The organism is Kitasatospora sp. NPDC051914, from assembly GCF_040680995.1.
Lineage (GTDB): Bacteria > Actinomycetota > Actinomycetes > Streptomycetales > Streptomycetaceae > Kitasatospora.
Map to the genome: position 1 here is coordinate 32081 of NZ_JBFAXX010000035.1, position 14237 is coordinate 46317.

Annotated in this window: 14 protein-coding genes; 5 read left to right on the plus strand and 9 right to left on the minus strand. The window is 72.2% G+C overall.

What is annotated here, in order from left to right:
• Window positions 1-112: 112 nt before the first annotated feature.
• From AB0M03_RS22985 to AB0M03_RS22995, 3 genes are all read left to right on the plus strand, one after another.
• Window positions 113-829 (plus strand): MerR family transcriptional regulator, encoded by a 717-nt coding sequence (locus AB0M03_RS22985; protein WP_363493740.1) that lies wholly within the window; start codon window positions 113-115, stop codon window positions 827-829.
• 66 nt (window positions 830-895) lie between these two features.
• On the plus strand, window positions 896-1438 hold the full coding sequence (locus tag AB0M03_RS22990) for a GNAT family N-acetyltransferase (RefSeq protein WP_363493742.1): 543 nt from the start codon (window positions 896-898) through the stop codon (window positions 1436-1438).
• 360 nt (window positions 1439-1798) lie between these two features.
• Window positions 1799-2005 carry a hypothetical protein gene (locus AB0M03_RS22995; protein ID WP_363493744.1) on the plus strand — a complete coding sequence of 69 codons (207 nt, stop codon included), beginning with the start codon at window positions 1799-1801 and terminating at the stop codon, window positions 2003-2005.
• Here the strand turns inward: AB0M03_RS22995 and AB0M03_RS23000 are convergent.
• The 9 genes from AB0M03_RS23000 to AB0M03_RS23040 all read right to left on the minus strand — a co-directional run bounded on the left by AB0M03_RS23000 (window position 1992) and on the right by AB0M03_RS23040 (window position 12109).
• Entirely contained in the window at window positions 1992-2540 is a 549-nt protein-coding gene (locus AB0M03_RS23000; RefSeq protein ID WP_363493746.1) for a TetR/AcrR family transcriptional regulator, read from the minus strand. The genes AB0M03_RS22995 and AB0M03_RS23000 overlap by 14 nt on opposite strands.
• Before the next feature lie 25 nt (window positions 2541-2565).
• Window positions 2566-3039: a nuclear transport factor 2 family protein gene (locus tag AB0M03_RS23005; RefSeq protein ID WP_363493747.1), complete on the minus strand. Its 474-nt coding sequence runs from the start codon at window positions 3037-3039 to the stop codon at window positions 2566-2568.
• Window positions 3040-3230: 191 nt separating this feature from the next.
• On the minus strand, window positions 3231-4070 hold the full coding sequence (locus AB0M03_RS23010) for a transposase family protein (protein ID WP_363493749.1): 840 nt from the start codon (window positions 4068-4070) through the stop codon (window positions 3231-3233).
• Between the two features lie 52 nt (window positions 4071-4122).
• Window positions 4123-4578: a hypothetical protein gene (locus AB0M03_RS23015; protein ID WP_363493750.1), complete on the minus strand. Its 456-nt coding sequence runs from the start codon at window positions 4576-4578 to the stop codon at window positions 4123-4125.
• Window positions 4579-4994: 416 nt separating this feature from the next.
• Window positions 4995-6134: an ADP-ribosylglycohydrolase family protein gene (locus AB0M03_RS23020; RefSeq protein WP_363493752.1), complete on the minus strand. Its 1140-nt coding sequence runs from the start codon at window positions 6132-6134 to the stop codon at window positions 4995-4997.
• A 158-nt stretch (window positions 6135-6292) separates the two neighbouring features.
• A complete protein-coding gene (locus AB0M03_RS23025) occupies window positions 6293-8458 on the minus strand; it encodes a 3-hydroxyacyl-CoA dehydrogenase NAD-binding domain-containing protein (RefSeq protein ID WP_363493753.1) in 2166 nt (721 codons plus the stop codon).
• Window positions 8459-8487: 29 nt separating this feature from the next.
• Window positions 8488-9702 carry an acetyl-CoA C-acetyltransferase gene (locus AB0M03_RS23030; protein ID WP_363493755.1) on the minus strand — a complete coding sequence of 405 codons (1215 nt, stop codon included), beginning with the start codon at window positions 9700-9702 and terminating at the stop codon, window positions 8488-8490.
• Window positions 9703-9762: 60 nt separating this feature from the next.
• Window positions 9763-10905, minus strand: coding sequence for an acyl-CoA dehydrogenase family protein (locus tag AB0M03_RS23035; RefSeq protein WP_363493757.1), 1143 nt, complete (start codon window positions 10903-10905; stop codon window positions 9763-9765).
• Between the two features lie 58 nt (window positions 10906-10963).
• Entirely contained in the window at window positions 10964-12109 is a 1146-nt protein-coding gene (locus tag AB0M03_RS23040) for a CaiB/BaiF CoA-transferase family protein (protein ID WP_363493759.1), read from the minus strand.
• Window positions 12110-12279: 170 nt separating this feature from the next.
• Between AB0M03_RS23040 and AB0M03_RS23045 the strand changes: the two genes are divergently transcribed.
• Complete coding sequence (locus tag AB0M03_RS23045; RefSeq protein WP_363493760.1) at window positions 12280-12543, plus strand: DUF1876 domain-containing protein; 264 nt, start codon at window positions 12280-12282, stop codon at window positions 12541-12543.
• Between the two features lie 223 nt (window positions 12544-12766).
• Window positions 12767-14224: an endo-1,4-beta-xylanase gene (locus AB0M03_RS23050; protein ID WP_363493762.1), complete on the plus strand. Its 1458-nt coding sequence runs from the start codon at window positions 12767-12769 to the stop codon at window positions 14222-14224.
• The last annotated feature ends 13 nt before the right edge of the window (window positions 14225-14237 follow it).

Here is a 14237-nt window from a genome sequence, read left to right on the forward strand (position 1 = left end):
GGTGGTCGGCGCGGACACGTGGACCGGCAGGTCGCGGCACTGTCACACTGGTGGTGTCACAGCAGGACTGCAGCACCCGGTGGGGGCGTGCGGGCGGAAGAGGTTGCACCGGATGACAGCAGGCACACCGCAGCTCACCGTCGACGAACTGGCGGCCCGGGCCGGGGTGACCGTCCGCACGCTGCGCTTCTACGCCGCCAAGGGTCTGCTGCCTCCGCCCGAGCTGGGTCCGCGCCGGGTGGGCCTGTACGGGCCGGAGCACCTGGGGAGGCTGGAGCTGATCGAGGAGTTGCAGCGGCAGGGCCTGACGCTCGCCGCGATCGAGCGCTACCTCGCCCAACTGCCCGAGGACATCGGCTCGCTGGACCTCGCGATCCACCGGGCGCTGGTCGCCTCGTGGACTCCGGAGGCCGCCGAGGAGGCCGACCGGGCGCAGCTCGCCCGGCGGATCGGCCGCGACCTCTCCGACGCCGACCTGGACCGGCTCGCCGCCATGGGCGCCCTGCACCGCACCGAGGACCCGGACGTCTTCAAGATCGACCCCGGTCTGCTGCCGCTCGGTGTGCGCATCCTGGACGTGCCGATACCGCTGGAGACCCTGCTGGCGGCGCGGGCGGTCGTCCGGCTGCACAGCCGGGCCACCGCGCACGACCTGCACCGACTGTTCCGCGACACGGTGTGGAAGCCGTACCGGGAGAGCGACCCGGCCCCGGCCGACCTGGACCGGATGAAGAGCCTCACCGACCGCATCCAGCCGCTGGTGGTGCAGGCGATCGTCACCGCCTTCCAGCGTTCCCTGGCGGAGGAGCTGACCGGCAGCGCCGAGTAGCGGCGGGCAGCACCGGCCGCGGGAAATCCGCTCGACAGGGCGGTCGGCCCGGGGTTGGCTCGGGCCATGACCGAACTGCGCACCGAACGGCTCCTGCTGCGCCCCTGGCGGGAGTCCGACCTGGCCCCCTGGGCTGCGATGAACGCCGATCCCGAGGTGCGCGAGCACCTCGGGGAGCTGCTGACCCGGGAGCAGTGCGAGGCCGGGGTGGCCGCCTTCCGCGCCGACACGGAGCGGCGCGGCTACGGCTGGTGGGCGGTCGAGGCCGCCGCCACCGGGGAGTTCGTCGGCTTCGCCGGGCTGGACGACGTCGACGAGGACATGCCCTTCACCGGTGTGGAGGTCGGCTGGCGGCTGGCCCGCAGCGCCTGGGGTCACGGCTACGCCACCGAGGCCGGCCGGGCCTGCCTGGACTTCGCCTTCGACACCCTCCGCCTGCCGGAGGTCCTCGCCGTCACCACCGCCGCCAACCACCGCTCGCAGGCCGTGATGCAGCGTCTCGGCATGGTCCGCGACCCCGCCGAGGACTTCGAGGACCCGTACGCCCCGGAGGGCAGCCGGCTGCGCCCGAGCGTGCTGTACCGGCTGCGCCGGGACGCGTCCCTGTGACGGGCCGAGCACGTCGGTGGACCATGGGATCGTGGGCGGGCCCGGCAGACCGTGCCGGTCCCGTTCGCGATCGGGGGGAGTTCGGGCGAGGGTACGGAACGGCCTGTCGGCGGCCGCGCTGTTGACGGCGCCGCTGACCGCGTGCGGCAGTGGGTGGTGTGCATCGTGAAGTTGCTGGTCACGGGTCTGGTGTGAGGGCCGGAAGAGCTACTCGCGCTGGTCGTCGGCCAGTGTCCACGGCGAAGACCGTCTGACATGTCGTTCGGGGGCGTCCTCAAGTTCTGCTGCGCTTGCCGCGGTACCGCTTCTACGATCCGTCACCGGGCAGGTACCGCCGGGAGAGCGGGGGAGGACGTGGGGATGCGCGAGCTGGAGCGGATCACGGCTCGCCGGAGTGAACTGGACACGCTCGCTGCGGAGTTGGCCAAGCAGCTGCAGGAGGCCCAGGCCGGGCGAGGGACGCCCGTGATCGCCGGGCGGGTCCTGAACCGGCTGGCCGAGCTGGCCTACGAGGAAGGCTCGGGGCCGTCGTCGCCGAATTGCCGGTGGCGGGTCATCGAGCGGTGAGGACGTGCGCCCACGGCTCATCGATGTCGGCCAGGCCCAGCACGGCGGCGACGTTGTCGAGCATTCCGGCGCCGAACCAGCGCCGCACGGCGTCGTCGTCGCCCAGCAGCTGCCGGACGGTGTCGACCTGCTTGGCGTAGCACCGGCGCACGGCCTGTGCCACCAGCGGCTCGCCGGCGGCACAGTTCGCGTGCATGAGGAAACGCAGGATGTTCCGGTCCGCGACGAGCGCGGCGTAGGCGCCGCGTGCGGCATCCAACGCCGCCTCGGGCGCAAGCCCGGTCCCACCCGACGCCGGCGAGTGAGCGACCAGCGTGTCGGTCATCACGACGGACACGTGGTCGACCACCGCCGCGAACAGTGCTTCCTTGTTCGGGTACAGGCGATACAGATACGGCTGAGAGACGCCGACCCAGTCGGCGATCTCGTGCGTCGTCGTACCGTAGAAACCTTTTTGCGCGAAGCATTCGACCGCGGCGGCCACGATGGCTCGGCGTCGTTCGTCGCTCTTCGTGCTGGTACCGGCGGCAGGCATGGGCGTCAGTCAAACACGGCTCCCCTCAGCCTCCAAACTTCACGCTGAGGTCAGAGTCGGACGGCACGTCGTCGGGCGTGAGCGCCTCGATCGCCACCAGCGGGTTCCAGTAGTCCAGGTAGTGGGTGATGCGCGCGTCGCCATCGGTCCGCACGACGGAGATGCACGTCTGCTCGTACGGCTTGCCGGTCGGCAGCGCAGTGCCCTTCGAGCGGAATTCGGCGATCACCAGACTCGGATCGATCGTGTCATGGAACACCAGGTCGACGAACTCCACGTCGAAGGTCTCGGGAAAGTTGCTCATGTGCGCGAGCAGTGCGTCTCGTCCCGTCACCCGCTGGGGCACGCCGGTCGGCGCGTAGGGGAACTCGAGCACTGCGTCCGGGGCGAACAGCTTCACCCATTCGTCGGTGCGTCCGGCGGCGGTGAGGCGCAGGTGCTCGGCCAGGGTGTGCTGGGCGGCGGCGCGGCGGGTGGCGTCGTCTTCCTTGGCTGTCATCTTCACTCCTACGTTAGTGGTCGACCTATAACCTACCACGCCGCGAGCCGTTGCGGGTAGACGAGCAGGAGGTGACGCCAGGGGATCGCGGTCCGGTTCACGTCCAGGGTGGCGTCAGGGAAACGCCCCTGCGGTGGCGGGCGGCGCCACGGTGCTATCGGCGCCCGTCACGCTTCGGTGAAGGTCGTCGGTCACCGGGAGGCTTCGCGGTTCGTCAGGACCAGCAGGGCCCTGACCAGGGCGGTCGCCCATTTGGGGTCGGTGCGGAGCCTGCCGAGCACGCGCCAGTTCTTGAGGTGGGCGAATCCGTGCTCGACCGGAGCCCGGACGGCCGCCAGTGCCTTGTTGGACAGCTTCTGCCCCCGGGCCAGGGGCCGGTTCCGAGCATCCTTGTAGCCGGTGATCACTGCCGGGTCGGTGTCCGGGCCGCTGTCGTCAAGTCCGACGAATCCCAGGTCGGCGATGGCGCCGAGGCCGGCCGCCCGGAGTTGGGCGGTGAGTTTGTCGTGGCGGCAGGCGGTGATCTCCGAGGTGTGTCCGGGCCGGGTCGCCGAGACCCAGAGCAGCCGGCCCTTGTCGTCGGTGAGCGCGATCACGAGCAGGCCGTGGCACTTGTGCTTGCCGGAGTAGTTCTTCCGGTTTGCGGTGCCGGTGCGCCGCCGGGTGCGGATCAGCGTGCCGTCCAACAGTACGACCCCGCCGCCCGTTCGGGCGATCTTCTTCAGAGCCCGCTGAAGGCGCGGGGCGCGGGCGGCCAGCAAGCCGACGATTTCGCGGACCCACCGGGTGACGGTGGTGCGGTGTATCCCGTTGCCGCCCGCCAGATCGCCCGGCCGCTGGTCACAGCGCAGTACCGCGAGCGCGATGGCGGCGATCCTTCCCGCGGGCAGGGCCCGCCACCGTGAGCCGATCTTCTTCAGGTGGCTGCGCATCAGGGCCGCGAGATAGTTCAAAGTGGCGCTCGAGAGGGGCAGGCGGGCGGTGCAGACAAGACCGTCGGGGCCCTCGGCGAGACCGTTGTTTTTCTTCACACCAAACCCAACTGCCGTCGGGGGACTGCCAGTTACGCCCAGCCCTGCGCGGTCACGGACGCGCAGTGAACCGCCCATCGGGCCGCTTGTGCAGCCAGCCGCGGTCCGCGAGCCTGACCAGCTTCGGCCGCAGCGGCTCGAGCTTGCCGCGGACCGCAGCGTCCAGGCCCAGCCGCTCGCCAACCGCCCTGACCTGCACCGGGCCGTCGGTCTCCCGCACGATCGCCAGGATCCGGCGGTAGTCACCGGGAAGCGCGGCCTCGTTCACGCCGTCGCTCCGGTGCGGGACCAGCAGCGCCGCACGCCCGCCGACCTGAGCCGACGTCGGCGCGTCGGCAGCCCGCTCCTCGGCGATCTGCTCGCTCATCCTCGCCAGGACCCGCTCGGTGACCGAGAGTTCGTCCCGCTCGGCCCGCACCTGGTCCAGCCGCTTGATCAGCTGTTCTTCCAGTCCATCCAGTTCCGCGCGGCGCGCGGCAATCCGTTCCAGTACCTCTGGGTCCACCATGCCCGGGAGCGTACGAGCATCCCGCCACGGAATCACACCAGGCCCGTGACCTGCACCTTCACGATGCACAGCACTCAGTACGGCCGGGCCGCCACCAGCCGCTGCGCCGACCGAGCTCGAAGTCCGCACCGGACCACGGAGCTGACCGTGCGTCTGCCGAAGCCGGGACGGATCGCCGAGGCGCACTGGCAGTTCGACTCTCACGACAACTCGGGCGGAAGGGTGCCCGGGCCGTCCGACCACTCCATCGTTGCGGTGGTGCGGCTCCAGCCGGGCGCAGTGGCCGACCTGCTCAAGGGCGGGAGACCCAGGGCACGGCGACTCCCAAGATCTCCCGGAACTCGCCGCCTTCGTGCCGAACGGCACCGTCCGGGTGCACAACGCGGATCTCGGCCGTGAGCTGGAGGGAGCAGGTGTCAGGCCGAGTACACCCAGGGGCGCTTCTCGCCCGGGTGGACGACCGCGGCGAAGTCGTCGGCGACGACGGCGATCGCCGCGCGGCCCTCGATCCGGGCGAGCCACTCCGGCGGCAGCATGGCGTCGCCGTGGTGGGCGCCGAGCAGGTTGCCGCAGATCGAGCCGGTGGAGTCGCTGTCGCCGGAGTGGTTGACCGCCAGCAGCAGGGCCGACTCGATCGGGGTGCGGTGCTCCCAGAACTCGGTGCGGGCGAGGGCGGCGTACACGCCGATGGCGAGCGCCTCCTCGGCCGTCCAGCCGCCGCCGAGGCTCTCCACCGTCCGCGGGGCGGCCGGGCCGGCCGCGGCGAGGGCGACGGCCCGCTGCAGTGCGGCGTGGGTCTCCTGGTGGTTGGGGTAGCGGGTGAGCAGCTCCATGGCGTTGCGGACGGCGTCCGGCAGCGACTCGCCGTCGACCAGGCGGCTGATCATGGCGGCGAAGGCGCCGGAGGCGAGCTGGGCGGTCGGGTGGCCGTGCGTGATCCGGGCGCAGCGGGCGGCGAGTTCGAAGGCGTGCCGGTCACCCTGGCCGGTGATGCCGCGGCCGGTGAAGCCGAAGGGGGCGGAGCGCATCACGGAGCCGCAGCCCTTGGCGTCGGGGTTGACCGGGCCCGGGCTGCCGTCGACCGGGGCGTGCGCGTCGGGGGTGTGGTCCTCCTGGAGGCCGAACTCGCAGGCGCGGCCGGGGGCACGGCGGGCGTACAGCCACTGCTGCTCGCGCAGGTCGCCCCAGCGGTGCCGGAGGCCTTCGTGGGGCAGCGGGGCGGAGTGCCGCTGGGTCTCCAGCCATCGCAGGTAGGCGTCCTTGACCATGGCGGTCTCGGCGCCGCCGATGCCCTTGGTCCGGATGCGGCGGTAGCCCTGCATCCAGCCCTCGGCGGAGAACAGGGTCATCTGGGTGTCGTCGGTGATCCGGCCGATCACGCCCTCGCGGTCCGGGACGAGTCCGGTGATGCCGGTCGGCCCGTACTCCGCCTCGACGGTGACCATGGACTTCATCTCGATCGGGTTGCCGAGCGCGTCGCCGATCGCGCCGCCGAGCAGACAGCCGCGGAGCCTCGCCCGGTACGCCGCCGTCTCCTGCCAGGTCAGCCGGCCCATTCCGTCCCCTCCTCCGGATGATCACTACCGGCCAGGCTAGCCGTCTTCTCCGACACCGAGGGCGTCGGCCTCCGGTCGGGTACGGAGTCGTTCACGGAGGAACAGCCTAGGGCGGACACCGCCCCCGCCCGGGCAGGCGGGGGCGGCGCCGGCGGGGGTCAGTCCCGGAAGGTGCGGCCGTCGGCGGCCATCTCGTCCAGGAGTGCGGGCGGGGTGAAGCGCTCGCCGTAGGTGGCGGCCAACTCGCGGGCGCGGGCGGTGAATCCGGCGAGGCCGCCGGGGTAGCCGTTGATGTACTGGAGGACGCCGCCCGTCCAGGCGGGGAAGCCGATGCCGAGGATGGAGCCCACGTTGGCGTCGGCGACCGAGGTGAGGACGGACTCCTCGAGGCAGCGGACGGAGTCCAGGGCCTCGGCGAAGAGCATCCGCTCCTTCATGTCCTCGAACGGGATCTGCTTGCCGGGCTGCGTGAAGTGCTCGCGCAGCCCGGGCCACAGCCGGGTGCGCTGCCCGTTCTCGTACTCGTAGAAGCCGGCGCCGCCGCTGCGGCCCTGGCGGCCGAACTCGTCGACCATGCGGTCGATGACGGTGTCGGCGGGGTGCGGCTCCCAGCTGCCGCCGGCCTCCTCGACGGCCCGCCGGGACTCGCCCCGGATCTTGCGGGGCAGGGTGAGGGTGAGCTCGTCCATCAGCGAGAGCACCTTGGCCGGGTAGCCGGCCTGGGCGGCGGCCTGCTCGACGGAGACCGGGTCGAGGCCCTCGCCGACCATTGCCACGCCCTCGTTGATGAACTGCCCGATCACGCGCGAGGTGAAGAAGCCGCGGGAGTCGTTGACCACGATCGGTGTCTTGCGGATCTGCCGGACGAGGTCGAAGGCGCGGGCGAGCGCCTCGTCGCCGGTCTGCGGGCTGCGGATGATCTCGACCAGCGGCATCTTGTCGACCGGCGAGAAGAAGTGCAGGCCGATGAAGTCGGCGGTGCGGTCGACGCCTTCGGCGAGCAGGCCGATCGGCAGGGTGGAGGTGTTGGAGCAGAGCAGGGCGTCGGGGGCGACGACGTCCTGGACCTCCTGGAAGACCTTGTGCTTGAGCTCGGGGTTCTCGAAGACGGCCTCGATGACGGCGTCGCAGCCGGCCAGGTCGGCGGCCTCGGCGGTGGGGGTGATCCGGGCGAGGAACTCGGCTCGCCCGGCCTCGGTGGTGCGGCCGCGGGCGACCGCCTTGTCGAGCAGCGCGGCGGAGTAGGCCTTGCCGCGCTCGGCGGCCTCAAGGGTGACGTCCTTCAGCAGGACCTCGATGCCGGCCCTGGCGCAGGAGTACGCGATGCCGGCGCCCATCATGCCGGCGCCGAGCACGGCGACCTTCTCGACCTTCCGCGCGGGGACGCCCTTGGGGCGGCCGGCACCGGAGTTGACGGCCTGCATGTCGAAGAAGAAGGCCTGGATCATGTTCTTGGCGGTCTGGCCGCAGACCAGCTCGGTGAAGTACCGGGCCTCGATCGCCATCGCGGTGTCGACGTCGACCTGGGCGCCCTCCACGGCCGCGGCCAGGATGTTGCGCGGCGCCGGGTAGGGGGCGCCGGCCAGCTGCTTGCGCAGGTTGGCCGGGAAGGCGGGCAGGCTGGCGGCCAGCGCCGGGGTGGCCGGGGTGCCGCCGGGGATCCGGTAGCCCTTGACGTCGAAGCGCTGCACGGACTCCGGGCGGGCGTCGACGAAGGCGCGCGCCTTGGCGAGCAACTCCTCCGGGGTGGTGGCGAGTTCGTCGACGAGGCCGTGCTGCAGGGCCTGCGCGGGACGGTACTGCTGCCCCTGCAGGAGGACCTTGAGCAGGGCGTCGGTGATGCCGAGCAGCCGCACGGTGCGGACGACTCCGCCGCCGCCGGGCAGCAGGCCGAGGGTGACCTCGGGCAGGCCGATCTTGGCGGCCGGGGTGTCCAGCGCGATCCGGTGGTGACAGGCGAGGGCGATCTCCAGGCCGCCGCCGAGGGCGGCGCCGTTGATCGCGGCGACGACGGGCTTGCCGAGGGTCTCCAGGGCGCGCAGGGCGCGCTTGATCCGCATGCCGCGCTCGAAGGTCTCGGCGGCCTGGTCGGGGCGCACGGAGGAGAGCATGCGGAGGTCGCCGCCGGCGAAGAAGGTCTTCTTCGCGGAGGTGACGATCACGCCGCGCACGTCGTCGGCGGCCTTCAGCCGGGCGACGGTGGCGTCGAGGGCCTCGATGAAGGCCTCGTTCATGGTGTTGACGGACTGGGCGGGGTCGTCGAGGACGAGGGTGACCACGCCGTCCCGGTCCTGCTCCCAGCGGATGGCGGTTGCTTCAGTCATGGGGGAAGTCTCTCCAGGGAGTGGGGTGGTCAGATGCGCTCGATCACGGTGGCGACGCCCATGCCGCCGCCCACGCAGAGGGTGGCCAGGCCGTAGCGGAGGTCGCGGCGCTCCAGTTCGTCCACGAGGGTGCCGATGAGCATGGCGCCGGTGGCGCCGAGCGGGTGGCCGAGGGCGATGGCGCCGCCGTTGACGTTGACCTTCTCGTGGCCGAAGCCGAGTTCGCGCATGAAGCGCAGGGCGACGGCGGCGAAGGCCTCGTTGATCTCGACGAGGTCGATGTCGTCCGCGGTGAGCCCGGCCTTGGCGAGGGCCTTGCGGGTGGCGGGGGCGGGGCCGGTGAGCATGATGGTGGGCTCGGAGCCGGAGACCGCGGCGGAGACGATCCGGGCGCGCGGGGTGAGGCCGTACCGCTCGCCGACCTCGCGGGAGCCGATGGCGACCAGCGCGGCGCCGTCGACGATGCCGGAGGAGTTGCCTGCGTGGTGGACGTGGTCGATCCTCTCCACCCAGTGGTACTTCTGCAGGGCGACGGCGTCGAAGCCGCCGGCCTCGCCGATGCCGGCGAAGGAGGGCTTGAGGCCGGCCAGCGTCTCGACGGTGGTGCCGGGACGGATGAACTCGTCGCGGTCCAGCACGACCAGGCCGTTGCGGTCGCGGACCGGCACCACCGAGCGGTCGAAGTGGCCGTCGGCCTGGGCCTTGGCGGCGCGCGCCTGGGACTCGGCGGCGAAGGCGTCCACGTCGGTGCGGCTGAAGCCCTCGACGGTGGCGATCAGGTCGGCGCCGATGCCCTGCGGGACGAAGCCCGTCTCGTACGCGGTCATCGGGTCCATCGCCCAGGCGCCGCCGTCGGAGCCCATCTTGACCCGGGACATCGACTCGACGCCGCCGGCCAGGATGAGGTCCTCCCAGCCCGAACGGACCTTGGCGGCGGCCAGGTTGACCGCCTCCAGGCCGGAGGCGCAGAAGCGGTTCTCCTGAACGCCGGCCACCGTGTCGGGCAGGCCGGCCGCGATGGCGGCGATCCGGGCGATGTCGGAGCCCTGGTCGCCGACCGGGCTGACCACGCCGAGCACGATGTCGTCGATCGCGGCCGGGTCCAGGGTCGGGAAGCGGGCCTGGAGCTCGTGGATCAGGCCGACCACCAGGTCGATCGGCTTGGTGCCGTGCAGGGAGCCGTTGGCCTTGCCGCGCCCGCGCGGGGTGCGGATCGCGTCGTAGACGAACGCTTCAGTGGTCACGGTGGGTGCCTTTCGGTGCATGGGGGTCGGCTGGGTCTGGAGTCTTGGCGCGGGCCGGGGTCAACCGAGCAGGGAGCGGCCGATGATCTCCTTCATGATCTCCGTGGTGCCGCCGTAGATGGTCTGGATGCGGCCGTCGGTGAACGCCTTCGCCACCGGGTACTCCGTCATGTACCCGTAGCCGCCGTGGAGCTGGAGGCAGCGGTCGGCGGTGCGCTTCTGCAGTTCGGTGGCCCACCACTTGGCCATCGAGGCGTCCACCGGGGTGAGCGCGTGGCGGTTGTGCTCGGTGATGCAGCGGTCGACGAACGTCCGGGTGACCGCGCACTCGGTGGCGAGTTCGGCGATCTCGAAGCGGACGTGCTGCAGCTTGGCGAGCGGCTTGCCGAAGGCGGTGCGCTGCTGGACGTACCGGGTGGTGAGCTCCAGCAGGTGCTCGGCGCCGGCGATCGCGGAGACCGCGATGGTCAGGCGCTCCTGCGCGAGGTTCTGCATCAGGTGGACGAAGCCCTGGTTCTCCTCGCCGAGCAGGTTGGCCTTCGGCACCCGCACGTCGTCGAAGAACAGCTCGGCGGTGTCCTGGGACTTCTGGCCGATCTTGTCGAGGTTGCGGCCGCGCTGGAAGCCCGGCATGCCGCGCTCGACGACCAGCAGGCTCAGCCCGTGCGCACCGCCCTCCGGGGTGGTGCGGGCCACCACGACCACCAGGTCGGAGATGATCCCGTTGGAGATGAAGGTCTTGCTGCCGTTGAGGACGTAGTGGTCGCCCCCGTCGACGGCGGTGGTGCGGATGCCCTGCAGGTCGGAGCCGGCCCCGGGCTCGGTCATCGCGATCGCGGTGACGATCTCGCCGCTGCAGAAGCCGGGCAGCCAGCGCTCCTTCTGCTCCTCGGTGGCGAGCGAGGTCAGGTACGGGCCGATGATGTCGTTGTGCAGGCCGAGCGCCAGCCCGCTCACCCCGGCGCGGGTGAACTCCTCGGCGAGCACCGCCGGGAAGCGGAAGTCCGGGGTGCCGCCGCCGCCGTACTCCTCCGGCACGGCGAGGCCGAGCAGCCCGTGCCGGCCGGCCGCCAGCCAGGCCCCGCGGTCCACGATGCCGGCCTGCTCCCAGCGCTCCTGGTGCGGCAGCACCTCCTTGGCGAGGAAGGCCCGGACGGTCTCCCGGAACGCCTCGTGCTCCTCGGTGTAGATCTCGCGCTGCACCTGCTGCTCCTCGGTGGTCTGGACGGTCGGTGCGGGTCTGGGGTGGTGCGGGCCGGGCTCAGGCCTTCGGGTCGGAATCCGGCGGGTCGAGGGCGGGGACGTCCCAGTCGCGGGCCACCTCCGCGGTGTGCGCGCCGGGCGGGGCCGGCGGGCGACGCAGCTGCGCCGGGGTGGCGGAGAACCGGGGTGCGGGGGCGGGCTGGGCCAGCCCGTGGTGCTCGGTGTAGCTCCCGCGGGCCTTCAACTGGGGGTGGTCGGGGGCCTCGGCGAGGGCGAGGACGGGGGCGGTGCAGGCGTCGGTGCCCTCGAAGACCGCCGTCCAGTCGGCCTGGCTGCGGGTGGCGAAGCGGGCCGCGATCAGCGTACGGAGCTCGGGCCAGCGGGCGATGTCGTGCTGGGCGGGGGCGTCCTCGGCGAGGCCGAGCAGGCGGGCGAACTCCGCGTAGAACTGCGGCTCCAGTGCGCCGACGGCCATGTGCCGGCCGTCGGCGGTGCGGTAGAGGGCGTAGTACGGGGCGCCGCCGTCGAGCAGGTTGGCGCCGCGGGTGTCGTGCCAGTGGCCGGCCGCCTTCAGGCCCCACAGCATGGTGGTCAGGTGCGCGGCGCCGTCCACGATGGCGGCGTCGACGACCTGGCCGGTACCGGTGGTGCGGGCGTGGTGCAGGGCGGCGAGCAGGCCGACGGCGAGGTAGAGCGAGCCGCCGGCGTAGTCGCCGAGCAGGTTGGCGGGGATGCCGGGCGGGCCGCCGGGTTCGCCGGCGACCAGGCCGAGCACGCCGACGGTGGCGATGTAGCCGATGTCGTGGCCGGCCCGGTCGGCGAGCGGCCCGTCCTGGCCCCAGCCGGTCATCCGGCCGTAGACCAGGGCGGGGTTGCGGGCCAGGCAGGCGGCGGGGCCGACGCCGAGCCGTTCGGCGACGCCGGGCCGGTAACCCTCGACCAGCAGGTCGGCGCGCGCCACCAGGTCGAGCACGGCGGCGGGGCCGCCGGGTGCCTTGAGGTCGACCAGGACGGAGCGCTTGTTGCGGTTGGTGAGGTCGAGCGCCGGCTCGGGGCCGAGCGGGGGCGGTCCGGGCCGGTCGACGCGTACGACGTCGGCGCCGAGGTCGGCGAGCAGCATCGCGGCGAACGGGCCGGGTCCGATTCCGGCCAGCTCCACCACGCGCACGCCGGCCAGCGGGCCGTGTGCGACCGAGTCCGTCACCGCCGCCCTCCCTTGTTTGACAGTTCAGCTGTCACAGTGGCGATGATAGGCATGTGACCCGCCGGTAACAAGGGTCCGGAAGGTTGCGTCCGGCCAGGTCCCACGGTTGCCAACCGCGCCCGACGGGCGGATTCTGGGGCTGACGACCGCCGCCAGAGAAGGTGATCCGTATGCACAACCACTGGATCGTCGACCTGAACTTCGAGGAGGACGAGAGCCGGACGAGCTGCACGGCCTCGCTCAGCGGCTTCAGCGCCCCCGGTGTGCGCGGTGTCGGCATCGCCCGCCGCAACCCCGACGACTCCCCCGACTCCACGATCGGCGAGGAGCTCGCCGCCGCCCGCGCCTGCTCCAACCTCGCCCACCAGCTCATCGACAAGGCCGCTGCGGGCATCGAGACCCGCACCCACGAGACCGCCCGGCTGACCTTCTGACCGCTTCCGCCCGGGCGTTTCCCCCGCCGGTGCCGCTGCCGCTGCGGCCCGGCGGTCGGCCGCCGCCTTCGACGGGTCCGGCGCTCGTGCGCCGGACCCGTTGACGTGCCCGCGCCCCACCCGTACCGTCTGCACCAACCCTCGGAGGCACCACCATCCCCTCCGGGCCTCTGCGTGTCGCAGTACCCCGGGTACACATCCCACGCAGGGAAGGGACGCCCCCGTGGCCTCCACTTCGCGCCGCAGCCTGGTCGCGCTCGTAGCCGCCCTGCTGGCCGCCGTCCTGATCCCGTTGTCCTCGATGTCCGCGCACGGCGCAGACACCCCGCTGCGGACCCTCGCCGCGGCCGACGGCCGCCAGATCGGCGTCGCGGTGGCGGACAACCGGCTCACCGGCTCCACCGCCTACGCCTCGCTCGTGGCAACCCAGTTCAACTCGGTCACCGCCGAGAACGCGATGAAGTGGGACGCCGTCGAACCCGGTCAGGGCAACTTCGACTGGGCCGCCGCCGACCGCCTCGTCGCCGCCGCCCGGGCAGGAGGGCAGGTCGTCCGCGGCCACACCCTCGCCTGGCACAGCCAGGTGCCCGGCTGGATCACCAACGGCGCCTTCGGCGCAGCCCAGTTGCGCACCATGCTGCAGCAGCACATCGCCACCGAGGCCGGCCGCTACGCCGGGAAGATCTACGCCTGGGACGTCGTCAACGAGGCGTTCAACGACAACGGCACCCGCCGCAGCAGCATCTGGCAGGACAACCTCGGCGACAGCTGGATCGCGGACTCGCTGACCTGGGCGCATCAGGCCGACCCCGCCGCCAAGCTGTACATCAACGACTACAGCATCGAGGGCGTCAACGCGAAGAGCACCGCCCTCTACAACCTGGTCAAGTCGCTGAAGCAGCAGGGCGTTCCGATCGACGGCGTCGGCTTCCAGGCGCACCTGGTCCTCGGCCAGGTGCCGTCCGACCTCAAGGCCAACCTGCAGCGCTTCGCCGACCTCGGCGTCGACGTGGCGATCACCGAGCTGGACGTCCGGATGCAGACGCCGTCCAACGCCACCACCCTGGCCGCCCAGGCCGAGGACTACCGCAAGGTCGTCGCCGCCTGCCGCGCCGTCACCCGGTGCGTGGGCGTGACCGTCTGGGGCCTGGACGACGCCGACTCCTGGGTGCCGGACGTCTTCCCCGGCCACGGCGCCGCCACCCTGTACGACGAGAACCTGCAGCCCAAGCCGGCACACTCTGCGGTGGCGGCCGCGTTCGGCGGGTCGACGGCCAGCCCGAGCACCTCCGCCTCGCCGTCCTCCTCGCCCTCCGGCTCCGCCTCGCCGAGCACGTCGCCCAGCTCCTCCCCCGTTCCGGGCGGCTGCACCGTGGCCTACCGCGTCGCCAACCAGTGGACGGGCGGCTTCACCGCGAACGTCACGGTGACCAACAAGGGCACCTCGGCGATCGGCCCTTGGCAGGTCGGCTGGCAGTTCACGGCGGGCCAGCAGGTGACCCAGGGCTGGAGCGCGGTCTTCACCCGGTCCGGCGCCACCGTGGCCGCGGCCAACCCCTCCTGGGCGACCACCCTCGCCCCTGGCGCCTCCTACGCCTTCGGCTTCAACGGAAGCCACGGCAGCAGCAACCCCGCGCCGACCGCCTTCACCCTGAACGGCACCGTCTGCAGCGCGGTCTGACCGGCCGTCCGAT

What these genes read in the sequence shown, in the direction of transcription:
- AB0M03_RS22995 (WP_363493744.1), top strand. Translation starts at nt 1,799, where the DNA reads ATGCGCGAGCTGGAGCGGATCACGGCTCGCCGGAGTGAACTGGACACG.
- AB0M03_RS22990 (WP_363493742.1), top strand. Translation starts at nt 896, where the DNA reads ATGACCGAACTGCGCACCGAACGGCTCCTGCTGCGCCCCTGGCGGGAG.
- AB0M03_RS23025 (WP_363493753.1), bottom strand. Translation starts at nt 8,458, where the DNA reads ATGACTGAAGCAACCGCCATCCGCTGGGAGCAGGACCGGGACGGCGTG.
- AB0M03_RS23020 (WP_363493752.1), bottom strand. Translation starts at nt 6,134, where the DNA reads ATGGGCCGGCTGACCTGGCAGGAGACGGCGGCGTACCGGGCGAGGCTC.
- AB0M03_RS23045 (WP_363493760.1), top strand. Translation starts at nt 12,280, where the DNA reads ATGCACAACCACTGGATCGTCGACCTGAACTTCGAGGAGGACGAGAGC.
- AB0M03_RS23000 (WP_363493746.1), bottom strand. Translation starts at nt 2,540, where the DNA reads ATGCCTGCCGCCGGTACCAGCACGAAGAGCGACGAACGACGCCGAGCC.
- AB0M03_RS22985 (WP_363493740.1), top strand. Translation starts at nt 113, where the DNA reads ATGACAGCAGGCACACCGCAGCTCACCGTCGACGAACTGGCGGCCCGG.
- AB0M03_RS23015 (WP_363493750.1), bottom strand. Translation starts at nt 4,578, where the DNA reads ATGGTGGACCCAGAGGTACTGGAACGGATTGCCGCGCGCCGCGCGGAA.
- AB0M03_RS23005 (WP_363493747.1), bottom strand. Translation starts at nt 3,039, where the DNA reads ATGACAGCCAAGGAAGACGACGCCACCCGCCGCGCCGCCGCCCAGCAC.